Source organism: Chromobacterium subtsugae, from assembly GCF_035919665.1.
GTDB lineage: Bacteria > Pseudomonadota > Gammaproteobacteria > Burkholderiales > Chromobacteriaceae > Chromobacterium > Chromobacterium subtsugae.
Window position 1 is genome coordinate 3,014,034 of record NZ_CP142381.1, and the last position, 21,993, is coordinate 3,036,026.

The 21,993-nt window shown below is 65.8% G+C and carries 21 protein-coding genes; 10 read left to right on the forward strand and 11 right to left on the reverse strand.

Going from position 1 to position 21,993, the window contains the following annotated elements; genetic code table 11:
• Window positions 1–3 precede the first annotated feature (3 nt).
• Entirely contained in the window at window positions 4–402 is a 399-nt protein-coding gene (locus tag U6115_RS14425; protein ID WP_043580095.1) for a MerR family transcriptional regulator, read from the reverse strand.
• Between the two features lie 133 nt (window positions 403–535).
• Here U6115_RS14425 and U6115_RS14430 point away from each other — a divergent pair, with 133 nt between their 5' ends.
• From U6115_RS14430 to U6115_RS14460, 7 genes are all read left to right on the forward strand, one after another.
• Window positions 536–1,384 (forward strand): 3-hydroxybutyryl-CoA dehydrogenase, encoded by an 849-nt coding sequence (locus U6115_RS14430; RefSeq protein ID WP_043580094.1) that lies wholly within the window; start codon window positions 536–538, stop codon window positions 1,382–1,384.
• A 40-nt stretch (window positions 1,385–1,424) separates the two neighbouring features.
• On the forward strand, window positions 1,425–2,927 hold the full coding sequence (locus U6115_RS14435) for a CoA-acylating methylmalonate-semialdehyde dehydrogenase (RefSeq protein ID WP_043580092.1): 1,503 nt from the start codon (window positions 1,425–1,427) through the stop codon (window positions 2,925–2,927).
• 53 nt (window positions 2,928–2,980) lie between these two features.
• The gene (locus U6115_RS14440; protein WP_043580091.1) at window positions 2,981–4,141 is read left to right on the forward strand and encodes an acyl-CoA dehydrogenase family protein; all 1,161 of its coding nucleotides are present in this window, start codon (window positions 2,981–2,983) and stop codon (window positions 4,139–4,141) included.
• Between the two features lie 70 nt (window positions 4,142–4,211).
• On the forward strand, window positions 4,212–4,994 hold the full coding sequence (locus U6115_RS14445) for an enoyl-CoA hydratase (RefSeq protein ID WP_043580090.1): 783 nt from the start codon (window positions 4,212–4,214) through the stop codon (window positions 4,992–4,994).
• Window positions 4,995–5,025: 31 nt separating this feature from the next.
• Window positions 5,026–6,144: an enoyl-CoA hydratase/isomerase family protein gene (locus tag U6115_RS14450; protein WP_043580089.1), complete on the forward strand. Its 1,119-nt coding sequence runs from the start codon at window positions 5,026–5,028 to the stop codon at window positions 6,142–6,144.
• A 28-nt stretch (window positions 6,145–6,172) separates the two neighbouring features.
• Window positions 6,173–7,066 (forward strand): 3-hydroxyisobutyrate dehydrogenase, encoded by an 894-nt coding sequence (gene mmsB, locus U6115_RS14455; protein WP_043580085.1) that lies wholly within the window; start codon window positions 6,173–6,175, stop codon window positions 7,064–7,066.
• A gap of 141 nt (window positions 7,067–7,207) precedes the next feature.
• Window positions 7,208–9,724, forward strand: a complete 2,517-nt coding sequence (locus tag U6115_RS14460) for an alpha/beta hydrolase family protein (RefSeq protein WP_230623441.1) — start codon at window positions 7,208–7,210, stop codon at window positions 9,722–9,724.
• Between the two features lie 57 nt (window positions 9,725–9,781).
• Here U6115_RS14460 and U6115_RS14465 read toward each other — a convergent pair whose 3' ends face one another.
• The 3 genes from U6115_RS14465 to U6115_RS14475 all read right to left on the reverse strand — a co-directional run bounded on the left by U6115_RS14465 (window position 9,782) and on the right by U6115_RS14475 (window position 12,947).
• Window positions 9,782–10,648, reverse strand: a complete 867-nt coding sequence (locus U6115_RS14465) for a DUF817 domain-containing protein (protein WP_043580078.1) — start codon at window positions 10,646–10,648, stop codon at window positions 9,782–9,784.
• A gap of 99 nt (window positions 10,649–10,747) precedes the next feature.
• Window positions 10,748–11,773 carry a ribosome small subunit-dependent GTPase A gene (gene rsgA / locus U6115_RS14470; RefSeq protein ID WP_043580076.1) on the reverse strand — a complete coding sequence of 342 codons (1,026 nt, stop codon included), beginning with the start codon at window positions 11,771–11,773 and terminating at the stop codon, window positions 10,748–10,750.
• Between the two features lie 331 nt (window positions 11,774–12,104).
• Window positions 12,105–12,947, reverse strand: coding sequence for a carcinine hydrolase/isopenicillin-N N-acyltransferase family protein (locus U6115_RS14475; RefSeq protein ID WP_043580075.1), 843 nt, complete (start codon window positions 12,945–12,947; stop codon window positions 12,105–12,107).
• Between the two features lie 241 nt (window positions 12,948–13,188).
• On the opposite strand from U6115_RS14475, the gene U6115_RS14480 reads away from it, so the two are divergent.
• From U6115_RS14480 to U6115_RS14490, 3 genes are read left to right on the forward strand one after another with little or no spacing between them, the layout of a single operon-like run.
• Entirely contained in the window at window positions 13,189–13,533 is a 345-nt protein-coding gene (locus U6115_RS14480) for a DUF805 domain-containing protein (protein WP_047237022.1), read from the forward strand.
• On the forward strand, window positions 13,530–15,788 hold the full coding sequence (locus tag U6115_RS14485; RefSeq protein WP_043580074.1) for an FAD-binding protein: 2,259 nt from the start codon (window positions 13,530–13,532) through the stop codon (window positions 15,786–15,788). Before U6115_RS14480 ends, U6115_RS14485 begins: the two co-directional genes overlap by 4 nt.
• Window positions 15,785–16,819, forward strand: coding sequence for a hypothetical protein (locus U6115_RS14490; protein WP_043580072.1), 1,035 nt, complete (start codon window positions 15,785–15,787; stop codon window positions 16,817–16,819). Before U6115_RS14485 ends, U6115_RS14490 begins: the two co-directional genes overlap by 4 nt.
• A gap of 15 nt (window positions 16,820–16,834) precedes the next feature.
• Here the strand turns inward: U6115_RS14490 and U6115_RS14495 are convergent, their stop codons facing one another.
• The 7 genes from U6115_RS14495 to pdxJ form a co-directional block, all read right to left on the reverse strand.
• Complete coding sequence (locus U6115_RS14495) at window positions 16,835–17,293, reverse strand: GNAT family N-acetyltransferase (RefSeq protein ID WP_043580071.1); 459 nt, start codon at window positions 17,291–17,293, stop codon at window positions 16,835–16,837.
• A 211-nt stretch (window positions 17,294–17,504) separates the two neighbouring features.
• A complete protein-coding gene (locus U6115_RS14500) occupies window positions 17,505–18,272 on the reverse strand; it encodes a competence/damage-inducible protein A (RefSeq protein WP_043580069.1) in 768 nt (255 codons plus the stop codon).
• A 381-nt stretch (window positions 18,273–18,653) separates the two neighbouring features.
• Window positions 18,654–19,133: a hypothetical protein gene (locus U6115_RS14505; protein ID WP_043580063.1), complete on the reverse strand. Its 480-nt coding sequence runs from the start codon at window positions 19,131–19,133 to the stop codon at window positions 18,654–18,656.
• A gap of 1 nt (window position 19,134) precedes the next feature.
• The gene (nagZ, locus tag U6115_RS14510) at window positions 19,135–20,223 is read right to left on the reverse strand and encodes a beta-N-acetylhexosaminidase (RefSeq protein ID WP_043580061.1); all 1,089 of its coding nucleotides are present in this window, start codon (window positions 20,221–20,223) and stop codon (window positions 19,135–19,137) included.
• 106 nt (window positions 20,224–20,329) lie between these two features.
• Entirely contained in the window at window positions 20,330–20,707 is a 378-nt protein-coding gene (gene acpS / locus U6115_RS14515) for a holo-ACP synthase (RefSeq protein ID WP_043580058.1), read from the reverse strand.
• Complete coding sequence (locus U6115_RS14520) at window positions 20,704–21,267, reverse strand: metal-dependent hydrolase (RefSeq protein ID WP_043580057.1); 564 nt, start codon at window positions 21,265–21,267, stop codon at window positions 20,704–20,706. The genes acpS and U6115_RS14520 overlap by 4 nt, the downstream gene beginning before the upstream one ends.
• Entirely contained in the window at window positions 21,267–21,989 is a 723-nt protein-coding gene (pdxJ, locus tag U6115_RS14525) for a pyridoxine 5'-phosphate synthase (protein ID WP_043580056.1), read from the reverse strand. Before pdxJ ends, U6115_RS14520 begins: the two co-directional genes overlap by 1 nt.
• Window positions 21,990–21,993 lie beyond the last annotated feature (4 nt).

Consider the following 21,993-nt stretch of genomic DNA (forward strand, 5'->3'; position numbering starts at 1 on the left):
TCCTTATGCTTGGTTGTGGCCGTTGGCGCGCTTGCCCAGCGATTTTTCGCACTGGCCGCGCAATTGGCCGATTTCTGTCAGCACCACCTTGATGTCTTCCATCTGCGCCAAGAGCTGCTGCTCCTTGCGCGCCAGGATGCGGATGAATTCCTGCAGCTGCGGCGCGTCGTCGCGCGCCGCGTCGTACAGCGCGAACAGCTCGCGGATTTCCTGCAGGGACAAGCCGATGCGCTTGCCGCGCAAAATCAGCATCAACCGCACGCGGTCGCGGCGGTTGTAGATGCGGCGCTGCCCAGCCCGCTCCGGCACCAACAGGCCCTGGTCCTCGTAAAAGCGTATCGCGCGGGTGGTGATGTCGAACTCCTGCGCCAGTTCGGTGATGTTGAAAACCTGCTCCGCCATGAATGCCGCTCCCTGCTGTCGCTCTGCGGCCATGGGCGCCACAGTTGGCTGGTTTATGCTCATTGTCTGTTGACGTTGACGTAAACGTCAAGTTATCGTGACCACAATAGAGCAAATAATCCAGGAGAGCCAGATGAGCAAGAAAATCGGTGTGGTGGGCGCGGGCACCATGGGCAACGGCATTGCCCAGGTCTTCGCGATGAAGGGCTTCGAGGTGCTGCTGGCCGACGTCAGCGACGCCGCGCTGGTGAAAGGCATGGCCAACATCAATATCAGCCTGCAGCGGATGGCCAAGAAAGAACTGATCGCCGAGGCCAACATCCCCGGCATCGTCGCCCACATCCGCGCCACCACCCAGCTGGCCGATCTGGCCGGCTGCGACGTGGTGATAGAAGCCGCCACCGAGAACGCCGCCATCAAGGAGCAGATCTTCCGCGATCTGGACGCCGCCGTCGGCGAAAAGTGCGTGCTGGCCTCCAACACCTCGTCCATCTCACTCACCCGCATCGCCAGCTGGGTCAGCCATCCGGAACGGGTGGTCGGCATGCACTTCATGAACCCGGTGCCGCTGATGCAGCTGGTGGAAATCATCCGCGCGCTGCAAACCGGCGACGAGGCCTACAACACCGTGTTCCATCTGTCCCAGGCGCTGGACAAGACCCCGGTGACGGTGAAGGACGGCGCCGGCTTCGTCTCCAACCGCGTGCTGATGCCGATGATCAACGAAGCCGCCTTCGCGCTGTATGAAAACCTGGCCACCGCCGAAGACATCGACACCGTGATGAAGCTGGGCATGAACCACCCGATCGGCCCGCTGGCGCTGGCCGATCTGATCGGCCTGGATACCTGCCTGTCCATCATGGACATCCTGCACCGCGAATTCCGCGACAGCAAATACCGCGCCTGCCCGCTGCTGGCGCAGCTGGTGCAGGCCGGACACCTGGGCCGCAAGAGCGGCAAGGGTTTCTATAGCTACAACTGAGCAGCGCCATCAGCCCGAACACTATAGAGGAGGCAGTGCCATGAGCCAGTCAGTACCCAGCGTCAAACTGTTGATCGGCGGCGAGTTCGTCGAATCCCGCACCACGGAATGGCGCGACATCGTCAATCCGGCCACCCAGGAAGTGCTGGCGCGCGTGCCGCTGGCCACCGCGGACGAAGTCAACGCCGCCGTCGCCGCCGCCAAGGAAGCGTTCAAGACCTGGAAGAAAACGCCTATCGGCGCCCGCGCCCGCGTTTTCCTGAAATACCAGCAACTGATCCGCGAGCACATGAAGGAGCTGGCCGCCATCCTCACCGCCGAGCAGGGCAAGACTCTGGCCGACGCGGAAGGAGACATCTTCCGCGGCCTGGAAGTGGTGGAGCACGCCGCCAATATCGGCACGCTGCAAATGGGCGAATACGCCGAGAACGTCGCCGGCGGCGTCGATACCTACTCGGTGCTGCAGCCGCTGGGCGTGTGCGCCGGCATCACCCCGTTCAACTTCCCGGCGATGATTCCGCTGTGGATGTTCCCGATGGCCATCGCCACCGGCAACACCTTCGTGCTGAAGCCGTCCGAGCAGGACCCGATGGTGACGATGCGGCTGGCGGAGCTGGCGCTGGAAGCCGGCATTCCCAAAGGCGTGCTGAACGTGGTGCACGGCGCGGCATCGGTCGTCGACGCCATCTGCGACCACCCCGACATCAAGGCGGTGTCCTTCGTCGGCTCCACCAAGGTGGGCACCCACGTCTACCAGCGCGCCACCCTGTCCGGCAAGCGCGCGCAATGCATGATGGGCGCCAAGAACCACGCTATCGTGCTGCCCGACGCCAATAAGGAACAGGCGCTCAACCAATTGGTGGGCGCGGCCTTCGGCGCCGCCGGCCAGCGTTGCATGGCGCTGACCGTGGCGGTGCTGGTCGGCGAGGCGCAAAGCTGGATTCCGGAGCTGGCGGCCAAGGCGCGCGGCTTGAAGGTGGGCGCCGGCAAGGACAACCTGGACCTGGGCCCGCTGATTTCCCGCGCCGCCCGCGACCGGGTGGAAGGCCTGATCGCCAAGGGCGTGGAACAAGGCGCCAAGCTGGAGCTGGATGGCCGCGGCGTGCAGGTGGCCGGCTTCGAGCGCGGCAACTTCGTCGGCCCGACCATCTTCTCCGGCGTGAAGCCGGGCATGGCCATCTACGACCAGGAAGTGTTCGGCCCGGTGCTGTGCCTGGCGGCGGCGGACACCTTGGACGAAGCCATCGCCATCATCAATGCCAATCCCAACGGCAACGGCACCGCCATCTTCACCCAAAGCGGCGCGGCGGCGCGCAAGTTCCAGGAAGACATCGACGTCGGCCAGGTGGGCATCAACGTGCCGATTCCTGTGCCGGTGCCGCTGTTCAGCTTTACCGGCAGCCGCGCGTCCAAGCTGGGCGACCTCGGCCCCTACGGCAAGCAGGTGGTGGCTTTCTACACCCAGACTAAAACCGTCACCAGCCGCTGGTTCGATGACGAAGCCAGCATGGGCAAGGTCCACACCACCATCTCGCTGCGTTGATTTTCCGCAGGGCGGACACGCGCGTCCGCCCTGCCACCGATTGGGAATGGAATATGAATTTCGAACTGAACGAAGACCAGATCGCCTTCCAGCAAAGCGCCCGCGACTTCGCCGAGCGCGAGCTGGCCCCGCACGCCGCCGAATGGGACGCCGAATCCCACTTCCCGCTGGACGTGATCCGCCAGAGCGGCGACATGGGCTTTCTGGGCCTGTACACGCCGGAAATCTACGGCGGCTTGGGCCTGCCGCGGCTGGACTCCGCCATCATATTCGAGGAGCTCGCCGCCGGCTGCACCTCCACCGCCGCCTACCTGACCATCCACAATATGGTCAGCTGGATGATAGCCAGCTTCGGCGGCAAGCAGCTGGCCGAACAATGGGTGCCGAAAATGGTGACCGGCGAAGTGCTGGGCAGCTACTGTCTGACCGAGCCGGGCGCCGGCTCCGACGCCGCCTCCTTGAAAACCCGCGCCGAGAAAAAGGGCGAAGTTTACGTGCTCAACGGCGGCAAGATGTTCATCTCCGGCGCCGGCAGCACCCAGGTGCTGGTGGTGATGGCCCGCACCGGCGGCCCCGGCCCCAAGGGCATCTCCGCCTTCGTGGTGCCCGCCGACGCGCCGGGGATCAGCTACGGCAAGAAGGAAAAGAAAATGGGCTGGAACAGCCAGCCCACCCGCGCCATCACCTTCGACAACGTCGAAATCCCGGTGGAGAATCGTCTGGGGGAGGAAGGCCAGGGCTTCGCCTTCGCGATGAAGGGCCTGGACGGCGGCCGCATCAATATCGCCACCTGCGCCGTCGGCACCGCTCAAGCCGCGTTGAACGCCGCCCAGCGCTATGTGCAGGAACGCCAACAGTTCGGCCAGCCGCTGGCCGAGCTGCAAACCGTGCAATTCCGCCTGGCCGACATGCTGACCGAACTGGTGGCCGCGCGCCAGATGGTGCGCCTGGCCGCCTGGAAGCTGGACAGCGGCAGCGCCGACGCCACCGCTTATTGCGCGATGGCAAAGCGCCTGGCCACCGATTTGAGTTTCAATATCGCCAACAACGCGCTGCAGCTGTTCGGCGGCTACGGCTATCTGCAGGACTTCCCGCTGGAGCGCCATGTGCGCGACCTGCGCGTGCACCAGATCCTGGAAGGCACCAACGAAGTGATGCGGATGATAGTCGGCCGCAAGCTGCTGCAGGACGGCGCGCTGGAAACGCTGCGCTGAGCCCAATATCAGCCAGCGCGAGGACAGGCGCCGCCTGCTCTCGCCAAGAATAAATACTCGAGGAATCTCCGTGCAAAACTACGCCCACCTGAACGTGGAAAAACGCGGCCACACCGCCGTAGTCACCATCGACAACCCGCCGGCCAACACCTGGAACCGCGCCAGCCTCACCGCGCTGAAACAGCTGATTGCCGACCTCAACGCCGACCGCGACATCTACGCGCTGGTGATCACCGGCCAGGGCGAGAAGTTCTTCTCCGCCGGCGCCGACCTGAATATGTTCGCCGACGGCGACAAGAAAATCGCCACCGAGATGACCATGCTGTTCGGCGAGGCTTTCGAGGCGCTGTCGGCTTTCCGCGGCGTCAGCATCGCCGCCGTCAATGGCTACGCGATGGGCGGCGGCCTGGAGTGCGCGCTGGCCTGCGACATCCGCATCGCCGAAGAGCAGGCGCAGATGGCGCTGCCGGAAGCCGGCGTCGGCCTCTTGCCCTGCGCCGGCGGCACCCAGAACCTGGCGTGGCTGGTGGGCGAAGGCTGGGCCAAACGGATGATTCTGTGCGGCGAGCGCGTCAACGCCGCCACCGCCGAGCGCATCGGCTTGGTGGAACAGGTGGTGGCCAAGGGCGAGGCGCTGGAAACCGCGCTCAAGCTGGCCGAGGGCGTGGCCAAGCAGTCGCCGTCGTCGGTCGGCGTGTGCAAACAGCTGGTGCAGGCCGCCCGTCTGCAGCCCCCCGCCTGGAACCTGATCAAGGAACGCGAAGCCTTCATCAAGCTGTTCGACACCCACGACCAGGGCGAAGGCACCCGCGCCTTCCTGGAAAAGCGCGCGCCGAACTGGAAGAACGCCTAGCCCCCGCCCACTACTCGAACAAGGAGCCGCCATGCAAGACGTGGTGCTGTTTGACGAACTGACTACCGGCGACGGCCATCGCATCGCCATCGCCACCCTGAATGCCGAGAAATCGCTGAACGCGCTGACGCTGGACATGATCCGGCTGCTGGACGCCCGCCTCACCATCTGGGAGCGCGACGCAGGCATCGTCGCCGTGGTGCTGCGCGGCGCCGGCGAACGCGCCTTCTGCGCCGGCGGCGACGTGCGCAGCCTGCGCGACAAGCTGATCAGCGAACCGCACTATCCCAATCCGCACGCGGTGGCCTTCTTCACCGAAGAATACACGCTGGACTACCGCATCCATCGCTACAGGAAACCCTTGATTGTATGGGGCGGCGGCATCGTGATGGGCGGCGGCCTGGGCCTGATGGCCGGCGCCGGCCACCGCGTGGTCACGCCGGCCACCCGCATCGCCATGCCGGAAATCACCATCGGCCTGTACCCGGATGTCGGCGGCAGCTGGTTCCTGCAACGGATGCCGGCGCACCTGGGCCTGTTCCTGGCGCTGACCGGCGCGCCGCTGAACGCGCACGACGCGCTGATCGCCAACCTGGCCGACCATGTGCTGGCAGCGGACGCCTATCCGGCGCTGCTGGAGGCCTTGCAAGCGGCAAACTGGGGCGACGACGCCCATGCTCGCCCGGCCTTGGTCAGCGCGCTGCTAAACCAGTTGGAGGGCCAGCTGGGCGACGCGCTGCCGGCGTCCAATGTCGAGCGCAATCTGCTGGCGGTGCACCGGCTGATGAACAAGGGCGACCTGGCCGCCGTCAGCGCCGCGCTGAGCGAAACGGCGTTCGAAGACCCATGGCTCGCTGACGCCGCCAAGAACTTCCGCCACGGCTGCCCCACTTCCGCCGCCGTCAGCTGGGAAATCCTCAACCGCTCCAAACACATGTCGCTGGCCGAGGCGCTGCGGATGGAACTGGCGCTGTCGGTCAACTTCTGCGCCCGCTCCGACTTACCGGAAGGCGTGCGCGCGCTGCTGGTGGACAAGGACCGCAATCCGCATTGGAGCCGGCAGCTGGCCGACATCGACCAGGCCTGGGTGGACGGCCACTTCGATTCGCCGTGGCGCGAAGCCGACCACCCGTTGGCTGGCTTGAAATAACAACGACAAGCATAAAGAGGAGAACCGCATGGAAAACATCGCCTTCATCGGCCTGGGCAATATGGGCGGGCCGATGGCCGTCAATCTGCTGAACAAGGGCTTCAAAGTCAGCGCTTTCGATCTGTCGGCCGACGCGCTGGCCCGCGTGGCCGCCGCCGGCGGCCGGGCCGCGTCCAGCGCCGCCGACGCGGCGGAGGGCGCTAGCGTGGTGATTTCCATGCTGCCGGCCGGCAAGCACGTGGCTGGGCTATACCAGAGCGACGACGGCCTGTTCGCCAAGCTGCCCAAGGGCGCGCTGGTCATCGATTGCAGCACCATAGATGCCGGCACCGCGCGCAAGGTGGCCGAGGAAGCGGCCGCCCGCGGACTCTCGATGCTGGACGCGCCGGTATCCGGCGGCACCGCCGGCGCGGCGGCCGGCACCCTCACCTTCATCGTCGGCGGCGCGGCGGACGATCTGGAACGCGCCCGCCCGATGCTGGAAGCGATGGGCAAGAACATCTTCCACGCCGGCGGCCCCGGCGCCGGCCAAACCGCCAAGATCTGCAACAATATGCTGCTGGGCATCCTGATGGCCGGCACCGCCGAAGCGCTGGCCCTGGGCGTGAAGAACGGCCTGGACCCGAAAGTGCTGTCGGAGATCATCAGCAAAAGCTCCGGCCGCAATTGGGCCACCGAGCTGTACAACCCCTGGCCCGGCGTGATGGAAAATGCGCCGGCCAGCCGCAACTACACCGGCGGCTTCATGTCAGAACTGATGTTGAAGGACCTGGGCCTGGCCGAAGAGACCGCGCTGCAAAGCCACTCCGCCAATCCGCTGGGCGCGCTGGCGCGCAATCTGTATGAAGAGCACGTGCACCTGGGCAACGGCAAGCTGGACTTCTCCAGCATCGTCAAGCACTTCCACCGGCTGGACGGATAACAGGTCTAGATATCTGCCACATCAAATATGACGTGTGATAGATTGAATCCCGCGTCTGCGGACGGGAGGCCCCGGATGACCTCCCGTTTTGCATGAAGGCGCGATAAGGTTTCAACAAAAACAAAGTCTGCAAGGATGAACATGTCTCAACTGCACGCCCTGAAGGGCATCGCCGCCGCCGCGCTGCTGGCCTGCGCCCTGCCCGCCGCTGCTGCCGGTTATCAGCAACCGCCGGCCAATATCCTCAAAGCGATGCGCGCGCCATCGCTGCCCGGCCCCAGCCTCAGCCCGGCCAAAGACAAAATGCTGCTGGTCGCCTGGCAGGAATACCCATCCATCGAACGCGTGGCCGCTCCGTATCTGAAACTGGCCGGCACCCGCGTGGAAACAGCCAACCGCAGCAAACACGACACCCCTGGCGGCTACGGCATCGCCCCCTGCGCCGAAAGCTTCAAGCTGGTGACGATTCCCGGCGGCAAGGAAACCGCCATCGCCCTGCCGGCCGGCGCCTGCCCGGACGCGCCGATCTGGTCGGCCGACGGCAAGCGCTTCGCCTTCGCCAACGCCACCCGCGACGCGGTCGAGGTATGGGTGGGCGACGCCGCCAGCGGCAAGATCCGCAAGATTCCCGGCATCCGCCTCAACCCGATGCTGAACGACGAACTGCAATGGATGCCGGACCAGAAAACCCTGCTGGTCAAGGCCGTGCCGGCCAAACTGGGCGCCGCGCCCGCCAAACAGGCGGCGCCGGATGGCCCGAACGTGCAGGAAGCCGATGGCGAAACCGGTCAAAGCAGCACCTATGAAACCCGCGACACCCTGTCCAGCCGGCACGACGAGGCGCTGTTCGACTACTACGGCGCCTCGCAGCTGACGCTGGTGGACGCCGCCAGCGGCAAAACCGCCTTGCTGGGCAAGCCGGCCATCTACGATGCCGTCGCCCCCGCGCCGGACGGCAAGCATGTGCTGATCAGCCGCATCGCCAAGCCCTACTCCTACGTCACCACCTACGAGCGCTTCCCGCATGAGGTGGAGGTGTGGGACATCACCAGCCCCGCGCGCATCGCCACCCATCACATCGCCTCGCAGCCGCTGGCCGACCGCGTGCCGGTGCACGGCGAGCCGCTGGGCCCGCGCGACTTCTTCTGGCGCGCCACCGACCCGGCCACGCTGCTGTGGGCGGAAGCGCTGGACGGCGGCGACTGGCAGAACACTGCGCCGGCGCGCGACAAGGTCATGCAGCTGAAAGCGCCGTTCACCGCCAAACCGGCCGAAGTGCTGCGCACCACGCAACGTTTCGCCGGCATAGGCTGGACCGAACGCGCCGATACCGCGCTGGTGAGCGAAGTCGACCTCAACAAGCACTGGCGCCAGACCCGCGTCGTCAACCTGGACGACCCCAAGCAGCCAGCCAAGCTGTTATGGGACATGGCCTATGACAACCGCTACGCCGACCCGGGCAGCCCGGTGCACCGCACGCTGGCCAACGGCGAGCGGGTGATCCAGCTGGACGGCGACGCCATCTACCTGGCCGGCGCCGGCGCTTCGCCGCAGGGCAACCGCCCCTTCCTCGACAAATTGAACCTGAAAACCGGCGTCAGCCAGCGCCTGTTCCGCAGCGACAAGTCCGCATTCGAGCGCTTCATCGCGCTGCCCGGCAAGGACGCCGGCAGCTTCCTCACCTGGCGCCAGACGCCGACCGAGGCGCCCAACGCCTTCCTGCGCAAGCTGGGCGCGCCGGTCAGCGCCGACAAGGGCGAAGCCGCGTTCGCATCGAGCGAAACCGCCGTCACTCATATCGTCGATCCGACGCCGGAACTGCGCCAGATCAAGAAGCGGCTGGTGAAATACAAGCGCGCCGATGGCCTGGACCTGTCGTTCACGCTGTACACGCCGCCGGGCTACAAGGAAGGCACCCGCCTCCCCGCCATTCTCAACGCCTATCCGCTGGATTACGCCGACGCAGCCAGCGCCGGCCAGGTCAGCGGCTCGCAGCAGACCTTCACCCGCCTCTACCAGTACAAATACCTGCTGCTGGCCGGCTACGCCATCATCGACCAGGCCTCGTTCCCGGTGGTGGGCGACCCGAAAGCCGCCTACGACACGTATCTCGATCAGTTGAAGATGGACGCGGAAGCTGCGGTGGGCGAAGCGGTGAAACTGGGCGTAGTGGACCCGGACCGCGTCGCCGTCACCGGCCACAGCCACGGCGCGCTGATGACAGCCAACCTGCTGGCGCACACCGATCTGTTCCGCGCCGGCGCGGCCACCAGCGGCTCTTACAACAAGACGCTGACGCCGTTCGGCTTCCAGAGCGAGCGCCGCTCGGTATGGGAGGCGCCGGAGGTCTACCGCAAGGTGTCCACCTTCTTCTACGCCGACAAGCTGAAAACGCCGATCCTGATCGTGCACGGCAGCGATGACGCCAACCCCGGCACCACGCCGCTGCAGGCCAGCAAGTTCTACGAGGCGATCCGCGGCAACGGCGGCACCGCCCGCCTGGTGATGCTGCCGCACGAGCCGCACTGGTACGCGGCGCGCGAATCGAACGAGCAACTGGTGTACGAAATGCTGAACTGGTTCGACAAGTACGTGAAGAACGCGCCGCCGCGCGCGGCCAAAACCGCGCAAAGCCAGCCGGCGCCGGCCCAGCCGTAAGCGCGCCGGTCCAGCAAAGCAAACGCCCCGCAATGCGGGGCGTTTTCGCATCCGGGGTCAAGCCGGCACGTTGATGCGGCGCCGAACATGCTGCAGATGGGCGATGATGGTGAAGCTCATGATCACCAGCAGCGACCAGGCGCTCCACTTGCCGACGTGGACGACCGACCAGGCGCCCAGCTGGTGAGGGTAACGCCACACGCCGTAGAAGGTGCCGATGTTATCCGCCAGCCAGATGAAAAAGCCGATCAGCACGAAAGCCAGCAGCAGCGGCATGCGGCGCTCCCGATCCAGCGGCTGGAAAATCACGGTGGCGCGCGCGTATAAACCCAAGGCGCAGGCGGCGATATACCAGCGATAGTCGCCGATATAGTGGTGGGAGAAGAAATTGGCGTAGATCAGCGCCGCCACCGTCGCCGCCATCCAGTACGGGGGGTGGTGCTCCACCCGCAATTTCAACAAGCGCCAAGCCTGGATGATGTAGCTGCCGACCGCCGCGTACATGAAACCGGAAAACAGCGGCACGCCGAACAACTTGCTGTAGGCGAAATCCGGATAGCTCCAGGACTGAATGCCGCTTGAGGTCTTGAACGCCTCCAGCGCGAAGCCCAGCAGATGGAACATGGTGATCGCCTTCAGTTCGTCCAGGCTCTCCAGCCCGGTCCACAACATCCACCCCTGGATCGCCAGCGCGATCAACAACAGCAGGTCATAACGCGGCACGCCCAACCAGCCGCCGCGCGGCGTCAGGAATATCGCGGCGAAAAACAGGCCGGCGAATAGGCAGGCCCGCATTTCCTTCAGTCCGAAAAACCAGAACTCGCGGACCGACAGCCGCCAACCACCCAATCCGCCGCCGCCGCGCGACAACAAATACGCGTCCAAGTCTCGCAAATGACGCCGCCCCGCCGCTTCTACCCGCATTCACTCCGCCTTTCACGCCGGGGCAGCGGCCAACCAGCTACCCGTCTCAAAGAGAAACGGCCATTTTCAAGACTCCCTCCGGCGTTTGCAATACTCGCCTCAGCCCCGCCGCGCCGCCTTGTTGCGCACCTTCCACTCCCGCCGCTGCTGCTGGCGCTGCAGCGCGGTCTGCTCGTGACGCTCCAGCTCGCGCCTCAGCTTGTGGTAGTTGCGCAGCCGGTCTCCCGCTACGCCCTCCCTCACCGCGCAGCCTGGCTCCTCGCGGTGAGTGCAATCGCGGAACTGGCAGCGGCCGGCCAATTCCTCGATATCCGCGAAGCTGCCGGCCAAAGCGCCGGCGTCGGGCGGCGCTTGCAGGGTGCGCACGCCAGGCGTGTCGATGATGCAAGCGCCGTCCGGGCATTTCAGCAGCGTGCGCGCCGTGGTGGTATGGCGGCCGCGGCTGTCATCCGCCCTCACGCCGCCCACCGCCTGCGTCTCCTCGCCCAATAGCGTATTGCTGAGCGTGGACTTGCCGGCGCCGGACGAGCCCAGCAGCACCAGCGTCTGGCCCATGCCCAGCCACGGCCGCAAAGCGTCGCGGCAGGCCGGATCGGTGCCGTTCAACAACAGGATGGGCGGCAACGGCCGCAGCCGCTGCTCCAGCTCGGCCAGCCTGGCTTCGGCGTCCGGGCACAAGTCCGCCTTGCTCAATACCACCACCGGCGCCACGCCCGCCGCCGCGGCCAGCCCCAGGTAGCGCTCCAGCCGACGCGGGTTGTAATCGCCGTCCAGCCCCATCACCAGCAAGGCGGTATCGACATTGCTGGCGTAGGCCTGACGCGCGCCTTCGTCGTTGACGCGGACCAGCTGGTTGAACGGTTCAAGGCGCTCAAGCAAGCGCCAGGGCTCATGCTCCCGCGGCTGGCACAGCGTCCAATCGCCCACCGCCAACTCGGCGTGAACGCCGGGCAAGGCATGCGCCTGCCGTTCCTCTTCGCCATCGTGCACCCATGCGCAGTCGCGCTGCACCCGGCATACGCGCACCAGTTGCCAGTCGTCATCGCCGGCCATGGCCAGCGCTTGTTGCAGCAATGCCGGCGTCAGGCCGATGGCGGCCAGACGCGGAAAATCGAAATTCAGCATGAAAACTCCAGTGAACGCTCTCCCGCCGATGCCGCATGCGCAGCCCGCGGCTCAGTCAAGCATTCGAAAATGGATAGGGAATCGCGCCTGATGGACAGGCAGAGTCATCGCGCGGGGTCGATGTTTAGGGAAATGCCGGGGAACGGCCGCCGAGCGGCGCCGCTTAAAACAGAGAAACTATCGAAAAATGAAACGACCGGGGCGACGGTTCAGCCGGCATGCCCTTGAAATTGAATATCGCGGCTCATTGGAATCTCCTTCACGCTGTCGGATGGGAAAGCGCATTATGCCAATGAGGCATGCCATTCGCAAGCCAACCCTCGCCATCCGGCTACGGCAGCAGCGTGCGCGCCGGCTGCGACCAGAATGCCGCATCCAGCGCATAGTCCCGCTCGCGCTCCGGCTCGCCGGGATTAGCCAGCACCAGGTGCAGCCTGGGCGCGCCCGCCGCCGGCAACGCCAGCTGCCATCCGGCCAGCGTGTGTTCGCGGCCAGCGCGCCACAGACTGTTGTCCGGGCCGTCATGGCGGTCCCGGCTCAGCTGTTCGAATTCAGCCAGCGTGTGCGCCGGATTCTGATCCAGCAATAGTCGAACGCGCGCCAACCGCGCCTGGCTGCTGGGACCGATCTTCTGTTCCCCGTCCAGCAAGGACGTGTCGAAATAATGATTGGTGTGCGCCAGGGTGCCGTTTTGCTGCCGGGTGACGCGGTAACGGCCATTCTGGCCGATTTCCACCTGCATCAGGCCGCCGGCGTCGGCCAGCAACAGGAACACCGGCCGAACCTGGGAGAACAGCTGATCGGCGGCGGCGGCCACTTCGTCCAGCGAGCCGTAATCGCGCAGCAGCCGCGTCAGAACGCCATGGCGCGAGCTATCCTGCCGCAACGCCCGCGGCAGGCTGCTGGCCTCGGCCCCGACCACCGCCAGCCCCTTCTCGTTGACCCCGGCCTTGATTCCCGGCTCGCTGCCCGTATCGGCGTACAAGCCCAGGTAGGCATGGCCATGCGCCGGATGATGCAGCCGCAGCGACTGGACATGGTCCGGCCGCCAGTCGCGGTTCTTGGCCAGCAGCGTCCCATTCGCGCTGGCCGCGCCCGCCGCTCCCCACAGGGTGCAGGCTGCAGCCGGCCCGCCAAGCCACGCCATCCACAAGACCAACGCCAACCGCGCCATCCGCATGCTCCGCTCCCAAGGCCCCCCGTGGCCTGTCGCAGGCGCAAACGGGCATTTATGGCCAACATAAACAATACAAATTCTACCCAACGACGACAATCCCCATTGCGTTAGCATAAGTGTATGTCAGACTGACTGCTCGGCTTCCTTCAACCTGCGACGCGCCATGCGCTTACTTACGCGATGGCCCATCCGCCCGAAACTGCGCGGCCAAAGCCCAATTGCTCCAATGCGACGATTATTGAACGAATTCCTTCCCGCCGGCCGCATAAACCGCACCGGTTTTCTATGGCGGCACGCCATCGTTCTGCCGCCGGCCTTGTGGCTGGCCCGCCAGGCGGATAGCCTGGCCTGCTCCGCCGGTACGCTGGCCTCGGCGCTGCTGCTGTTATTCCTGATCAGCGCCTGGACAAGAAGGCTGCACGATCTGGACCGCTCCGGCTGGCGCTTGCTGTTGGCCGCGCTGCCCCTGTTCGGCCCCATCATCCTGATCGCAACCTGCCTGCGTCCCGGGCGCGCCATCGCCAACCGCTACGGTTCGGCCCCGGGATTGCGCGAAGACTACACCACCGTTCAAGCCTCATGAGCCATCACCACATCGTCAACGACGTGACGCGCCTGAATCCCGTGCGCGTCATGGCCATCATCGCCCCGGAGTCCGTCGCGGACGTGCAGCAGGCGCTGCGCCGCACCAATGGTCCGGTTTCCATCGGCGGCGGCCGCTACAGCATGGGCGGGCAAAGCGCCAGCCCGGGCAGCCTGCACTTCGACATGCGCTCGCTGAACCGCATCCTGTCGTTCTCGCCGCACGAGCAGACGATACGGGTGCAGGCCGGCGTCCGCTGGTGCGACATCCAGCGCTTCATCGACCCGCATGATCTGGCGGTCAAGACCATGCAAACCTACGCCAACTTCACCGTGGGCGGCTCGGTCAGCGTCAACTGCCATGGCCGTTACGTGGGTCTGGGGCCGCTGGTGCTCTCCGTGCTCTCGCTGCTGATCGTGCTGCGCGACGGCGAAACGGTACGCGCCAGCCGCGACGAGAACGCGGAGCTGTTCTTCGGCGCCATAGGCAGCTATGGCGCCCTGGGCGTGATCGTGGAAATCGAGCTCAGCCTGACCGCGAACAAGCGGGTGAAGCGCCAGCACAAAGTGATGCCGCTGGCCGACTACTGGACTTATTTCAAGAATGCGGTGCGCGACAATCCTCAAGCCGTCTTTCACAATGCCGACCTCTACGCGCCGCGCTACGGCACGGTTCGGGCGACCAGCTGGATGGAAACCGACGAGCCGGCGACCACGCCCGACCGGCTGTCCCCGCTGAAGAAGTCCTACCCGCTGCACCAGTACGTGCTATGGGCCATCTCGGAAACGCCCTTCGGCAAGGAAAGGCGCGAAAAGCTGCTGGACCCACTGTTGTACTGGCGGAAAAAAGTGCATTGGCGGAATTTCGAGGCCGGCTACGATGTGGCCGAGCTGGAGCCGCCATCCCGCCAGCACCGCACCTATGTGCTGCAGGAGTATTTCGTGCCCGTCGCGCAGCTTGAGGCTTTCGTGGCGCGCATGGGGGAGATTTTGCGCCGCCATCGGGTCAATGCGCTGAACATCTCCATCCGGCATGCGATGCCGGACCCTGACACATTGCTGGGCTGGGCGCCGGTGGAGACGTTCGCCTTCGTGCTGTATTACAAGCAGCGCACGCGGGAAAACGCCAGGAGCCGGGTCGCCGTCTGGACCCGCGAGCTTATCGACGCCGTGACCGCGGTCGGCGGCAAGTACTATCTGCCCTACCAGCCGCATGCCACCCACGCGCAATTCCACCGCGCCTATCCGCGCGCCGAGCAGTTGTTCGAGCTGAAAAAGCGCCTGGATCCGGACTTCCGCTTCACCAATGCCTTATGGGACAAGTACTACCAAGCCTGGCTCGCGCGCGGACAAGCCGCGCCCCTTCCCGCCCCGGCGTCCGAATTCCATCAGGTGTTTGACGATGTCGGCCTTTCCGACGCGTTCTACCGCTTCCTGCAAACGGTGTTCCGCATCGCCCCGGAGGACAGACTGCACCAGCTGATCCGCGAGGCCTGCCGGCATTGCGGCGATGAAGAAAGCGTTTACCGCTACCTCCAGCAACGCTTCGCCGGCATTCGCCCCGCGCTGGCCGATCTGCGCTATGCCGTGCCGTCGCTGTTGCGGCAAAAGCGGGAAATGACCCGGCAGACCCTGGCCTTGCTGAATGGCCGGCGCCGCTTCGACGGCTACGCCGAAATCGGCTCCAAAGGGCGTTATTACCGGGGCTTGGCCGCGGCGCTGGACATCCGCGGACCGCGCTTCTTCATCGATGAGCATGCGCAAACCTTCTCGCCGGCCGACATCCTGGAACGCGGCCAATTCAAGCGCCTGCCCCGGCACCTGCCGCTGAACGACTACGCGCCCATCTGCCCAAACGCCATCCCCGACGCCAGTCTGGACCTGCTGGTCTGCTATGTCGGCTTGCATCACATGACGCCGGACACCCTGACGGCCTTTCTGGCCTCTGCCGCGCGCGCGTTGCGCCCCGACGGGCTGTTCATCGTGCGCGACCATGATGTCTGCGACGACAGCATGCGGGCGCTGGTTTCGCTGGCGCACACGGTTTTCAACGCCGGCCTGGGCGAAAGCTGGGAAACCAACCAACGCGAGCTGCGGTATTTCGCGCCGGTCGCGCACTGGTCGCGCTGCCTGCGGACAGCGGGCTTCGAGGACAGCGGCCAGCGGCTGCTGCAAGCCAACGACCCGACGGCCAATACCCTGCTGTGCTTTGTCCGCCTCCCGGCGGCGGACGCCGCGGCAAGGAGCGCATCGTGAGGCCGCCGCGCCGCTGGCTGGCGCGCGCCGCGTTGACGCTCGTCCTTGCCCTGCCCACCGCAGGAAGCGCCGCCGCCCCGGCGGAATATCGCCGCCCGCCGGAGCAGACCTACCTCACCTTTCCCGAATGGTATCTGGTGCACAGCCCGGCCGAATATGCCGGCTACCTGCAAAGCGGCGCGCCTCCCAGCGGCTTTCCCTTATTCGCCCACATCGGCCAGTTCTGGCAAGGCTATGCCGCCATGACCCGCGAAACGGAACGCTATCCGTTCAACGGCGGCTACCATCTGATGGTGATGGTCATCGGCGCCAGCACCACCATCGAATACGGCATCAAGGGGCTTTACGAACAAACCGTGGGCCGGCTGGCGGAAGCCAGCCGCGGAACCGGCCCGATGCTGCCCGAAGAGCGCTTCGCCGCGCGCTATGCCCGCGACTACGTCGACTTCATCCGCGTTGACCCCTGGTACCAGTTCGATTTCTTTTCCCGGCTGCGCCAATTGTGGCAAGGTTCCCTGCCGCTGGACGGAAACCATCCGCTCCGCCGCTGGGAGCGGCGTTACCTGCTGAGCAGCGAGCTGCTGGCCAAAGGGATTTACGGCCAGTTGATCAAGTTGGCGACCCGCACGGTTTACGATGAGGCCAAACCTCAAACCGCCGTCGTCCTGCGCCACGCGCCGCCGGCCTCAGCCGATCGCCGCAACTATATCCCGCAAGCCGCTCAAGATGGCCTCACGCCCGCCCTGCTGCCTCGCTATCAAGCCTTCCAAGACTATAGCCTGTGGCTAGCGCGAAACGGCGCGGACTTCCAGGAAATCGCCGGCAACCGCGGCGAAATCCTGATCAGCCTGCTGGCGCCTGACGCCTGGCGCGCGCCTGGCGACGGGCGGCTATTGCTGGAGCAGCCGATATTGACCCAGCCGGGCCGCAAGCGCGCGCTGGTCGCCGTGCCGGTAGGACAATTGGCCGGCCTGCTGCGCCTGAGCGCCGCGCAAGCCGGAGTCGACCTGGAGCATGTGTACGATTATTGAGGCCAGGGCCAGGCGTCAGGACGGGAATGCGTACTCCAGCATCTCGTCGCCGTATTTGTCGACTCGTCCGGTGGCGGTCCAGCCCAGGCGGCGGTAAAAACCGTGGGAGCGCACCGCCGGATCGCTGCTGCAGCCAAGGAACAGCCGCTGGTGGCCAGCCTCGCGCAGGCTGGCCATCACCTGCGACAGCAGCGTCCTGCCCGCGCCCATGCCTTCGTAATCGGGCAGCAGGGCCAGCACCACCACTTCGCCGCTTGCCGCGTCGCCAAAGCAGTAGCCGATGATGCGGCCGCCAGCCTCGGCCACCACGCCGGGCAGCTCGCCGACGCGCACGCTTTGCGCCCAGCTCGCGCGCGTGATGCCCAGTTCGTTCAGCCTGGCTTCCGAAATGGCGTTTTCGCGGGTCTGGCCGCGGATGACGACGCAGGCCGGCACGTCGTCCGGACGCGCGGCGCGATAAAGGATGGGACTCATGTATTTTTTTCTCTTTGAAAGAACGATGAATGCTGGGGTCGGACCCGGCCACGTTGAAGAAGGTTCGCCATAACATACCCGAACCGCGGCGAATATCGACCCCGCCAGTCGCAAAAACAAGCCGCGAGATCCGTTTCCAGTTCCCGCGGCTGTTTTAGGCCAGAGGCCGCCAGCATGCCTGCGCCCAAATTCGAAATGATTTTTCCCCGCGTTAGCTCTCCGCGCCCGGATCTTTGGCGCGCACTTCGTAGCCCCGCGCCTGGATCGCTTTCACCCACTCGCCGATGGCGATTTCCACCAGCGCCGGCTGGCCGGCGAAGCCGAACTCGATATGCATCTCTGGGATCGCCTCATTGCCGAAACTGGGCAGGCTGGACAGTTTCAACGCCGGATAGCGGGCGCTGAATTCCTGCATCAGGCCGATCAGATCGCCCTCGCGGGCCTGGATCGCGATGCAGGATTTTTCGATGTCGGGCTGGTCGTTGAACAAGTGGCGGCAGTGCGTGTCCAGCACCCACTCCGCCATCGGCCAGGCCATGCTGGGGAAGCCCGGCACAAAATGGACGCTGCCGTGGGAAAAGCCGGCGATCTGGTTGACCGGGTTGGGAATGATGGCCGCGCCTTGAGGGAAATGACCCATCTGGATGCGGTGCGGATAGGCGTCGGCGCCGAAGCGCGCCTCGATCAGCGCCTTGGCTTCCGGGTGCGGCTCCAGCGGCAGGCCCAGCGCGCGGGCGGCACAGACGCGGGTATGGTCGTCCGGCGTGGCGCCGATGCCGCCGAAGCTGAACACCAGGTCGCCGCTGGCGAAAGCGCGGCGCAAGGCGGCTTCGATGCGGGCGGGATCGTCGCCCAGATATTCCGCCCAGGCCAGCTTGATGCCGCGCGCGGCCAGGATGCGGATCAAGGCCTGCATATGCTTGTCCTGGCGTTTGCCGGACAATAGCTCGTCGCCGATAATCAGCGCGCCGACTTGCATGCTTTTACTCCTGTTTGGCACAACCAGAGCGAGTTAACTCGCCGTGATTGTTGATGCGTGGCTCAGTACTCCCGGTCGTTTTCCGGAAGTCACGGATATCAATGCTGCAGAACTACTGCAATCCATCCTTGGTTTCCTGAGCGGAACCAACCAGGCACCCGCTCGTATTCATCCATGAGATCACAAAATCAGCGTCAGTTTCACTCGCTGGCGCAGCTTGATCAAATGCCGAGAGACATTCCTCGTGAGATGCCCGATCCGCCTTGCTAACGGAAATCATGACTCCGACGCTTCTCCCAGCGTCTGCTGATTCACGGTGGCGGCGAAGAGCTGAGCCAAGGCTTGTTTCCAATCATTTTTCCCATTCAGAATAGCGGCTATTCACGGTTTAACGCCGCCCTCTTCCAGCATGCGCCGGCACACGGCGTAGCAATCGTCGATATGGCTGTTGCCGATGTATTTCATCGCGGCGAAGCCTATCGCCGCATTGGCCGCCCAGCCCAGCACCGGCACCAGCTTCAACGCCTGCTTGCCGGCCCAGCGCCCGCTGATGCGGCGAACCATGGCGGTCAGCAACGCGCGGCTGACTTCCAGGCCCAACAGCGCGCTGCCGGCGCGGCGGATCAGCTGATACAGAAGCTGCTTGCGCGCCGCGTCGTAGCCGGCGATCTGCGCCGGCGCCACGCCGAAGCGCTGATTGATCGCCGGAATCAGCCGCAGCAGGATGGCCACGTCGGCGGCGACATCCATCCCAGGCGCGGGCAAAGCCGAGGCACCAGCCGATAGCGCCGCCCGCCCGTTCACCAGCGCCCGGCATTCGTCGCGGATGGCGTCCAGTTCATCCAGGCTGGCCGGCAGCATTTCAGTGCGCCTCGCCCACTTGCGGACCGGCCAACGCGTCCTTCGGCATCGCCAGTTGCTTGACCACCGCCTGCGCGGCGGCGAAATCCGCCGTGGCGATCACGCGCCGCCAATCTTCGGCGCCGCTCTTGGCCGCCATCCGCTCCAGCCGCTCCGCCAACTTGGGCTGCGGCGGCGGAACCAGGGCGGCCAGCATCGTATCCGCCTCTTCTGGCTGATTGCAGACCAGCACCATGTCGCAGCCGGCGGCCAGCGCCGCGTCGGCGCGCTGCACGTAAGTCCCCGCGCCGGCCGCGCCGGCCATGTCCAGCGCGTCGGAGAAGATCACGCCGTCAAAGCCTATCTTGTCGCGCAGGATGTCGCTCAGCCACACTTTGGAGAAGCCCGCCGGTTGGCCATCCACCGCCGGATACAGCACGTGGGCCGGCATCACCGCGCCCATGCCGGCATCAGCCAGGCGGGCGAACGGCACCAGGTCGTCGCGTTCGATCTCGGCCAGGCTGCGCTCGTCCCGCGGCATCAGGTGGTGGCTGTCGCCTTCCACATAGCCGTGGCCGGGATAGTGCTTGCCGCAGCTCATCATGCCGCCGCGGCCCAGCCCCTGCTGCAGCGCCTCGGCCAGCGCCGCCACCGCTTGCGGATCGCGGTGGAAGGAACGGTTGCCGATCACCGCGCAGCGCTCCCAGTTCAGGTCCAGCACCGGGGTGAAAGACAGATCGATGCCGCAGGCGGACAGCTCGGCCGCCAGCACGTAGCCGACGGTTTCCGCCTGCTTCAGCGCCTGTTCGCGGTCTTCATCCCAGGCTTCGCCCAGCACATTCATCGGCGGCAGCCGGGTGAAGCCGTCCAGGAAGCGCTGCACGCGGCCGCCTTCGTGGTCGACGGCGATCAACAGGTGCGGGCTGCGCAAGGCGCGGATCTCGGTGGTCAGCGCGCGCAGCTGTTCGATGTTCTGGAAATTCCGGCGGAACAGGATCAACCCCCCCACCAGCGGATGGGACAGCCGGGCGCGTTCCTGTTCGGTCAGCGCGAAGCCGGCGACGTCCACCATCACCGGGCCGCGCGGCAGATTCAAAGTCGTTTGGGTCATGGTTCATCCTCGACCATAGGGGCAGGCATCGCCGCCACGGATATTGCAAAGACAAGGGCGGCGGGCCATCCGTTCCCGCGGCTGCCGCGTGCCGGCGGCCCCCGCCCTACGATTCCAGCACGACGAAGGCCAGCGCGTGGCCGCGTTCGTCGCTGATGGACAGATGCATGCGCGCGACGCCGCGCGACGCGGCGAAGGCCGCCAGCTCGTCCGACAAAATCAACAAGGGTTTGCCCAGCGCGTCATGGCCGACGCCTATCGCCGTCAGCAGTGCCGGCGCCACCACACCGGTGCCCAGCGCCTTGGCGAAGGCCTCCTTGGCGGCGAAACGCTTGGCGAGGAACCGCGCCGGTTCGGCATGCGCGGCGAATTCAACCTGTTCCGCCGCCGTCAACAGCCTCCGTCCCGCCTTGGCGCCCCAGCGCTGGCACCACGCCTCCATCCTGGCGATCTCCACCAGATCGGTGCCGATGCCGTAAATCATGCCCGCGCCTCGCTACCGCGGCGCAGCCACAGCCAACGCGCCGTCCACAGCGCCAGGCACGGCAGCCAGACGTAGGCGAATTCGGTATACACCACGCGCCAGCCCTTGGCGCTGAACCAGCGTTTCAGGCCTAGCGGCGAGCCTTCGATCAAGCGCCAGTCGCTCAGGTAGCGGTGGCCGGACCAAGGCATGAACAAGGCCGGACCGAAGCTGGCGTCGCAAATCATGTCCAACGCCGCGTGCGAAGCCGCCGCCAGGAATAGCAGCGTGGCCGCAGCCGCCGCGCTCAGCCCCATCCGCCGCCAGAGCGGGCGGCACAGCCAGGTCAGCACGCCGGCGATCAAGGCCGCGGCCGCCAGCGAATGGGAAAAGCCGCGGTGCCCCCACGGACTCTCGTAGGGAATGCCCAGCTTGAAAGTCACCACGTCCAGGTCCGGCAGCATGGCGGCCGCGCCGCACAGCGCCAGCCAGGGCAGCATGCCCGGCGTGGAGACCGGCTTGCGGCTGGCCAGGCCGGCCAGCGTGGCGCCGGCCAACGCGTGGGTGAAGACGGTTGGCATCAGCGGGCGCTGTCCATCAGCGCCTTCATCTCGCGCACCGCCTGCGGGAAACCGACGAACAGCGCGTGGGCGACAATGGCGTGGCCGATGTTCAGTTCCGCGATCTGCGGGATGGCGGCGATGGGCTTGACGTTGTGGTAGTTGAGGCCGTGGCCGGCGTTGACCACCATGCCGAGGCTCGCGCCGAACGCGGCGGCCTCGCGGATGCGGGCCAGCTCGGCCTCGCGTTCCTTGGCGTGCGGCGCGTCGGCGTAGGCGCCGGTGTGCAGCTCGATCACGCGCGCGCCGGCGTCGTGGGCCTTCTGGATCTGCGCGCGGTCCGGGTCGATGAAGATGGAGACGCGGATGCCGGCTTCGGCCAGCTTGCCGGTGTAATGCTTGACGTCGTCGAAGTGGCCCCGCACGTCCAGGCCGCCTTCGGTGGTGACCTCCTCGCGCTTTTCCGGCACCAGGCAGACGTCTTCCGGCGCCACTTCCAGCGCATGCGCCAGCATTTCCGCCGTCATCGCCATTTCCAGGTTCATCCGGGTTTTCAGCACCGGACGCATCGCCTTCACGTCGGCGTCCTGGATATGGCGGCGGTCTTCGCGCAGATGCAGCGTGATCAGGTCGGCGCCGCTGGATTCGGCCACCAGCGCGGCCTCCACCGGACTAGGGTAGCGGGTGCCGCGCGCCTGGCGCAGGGTGGCGACGTGATCGATGTTTACGCCCAACAATATCATTTGC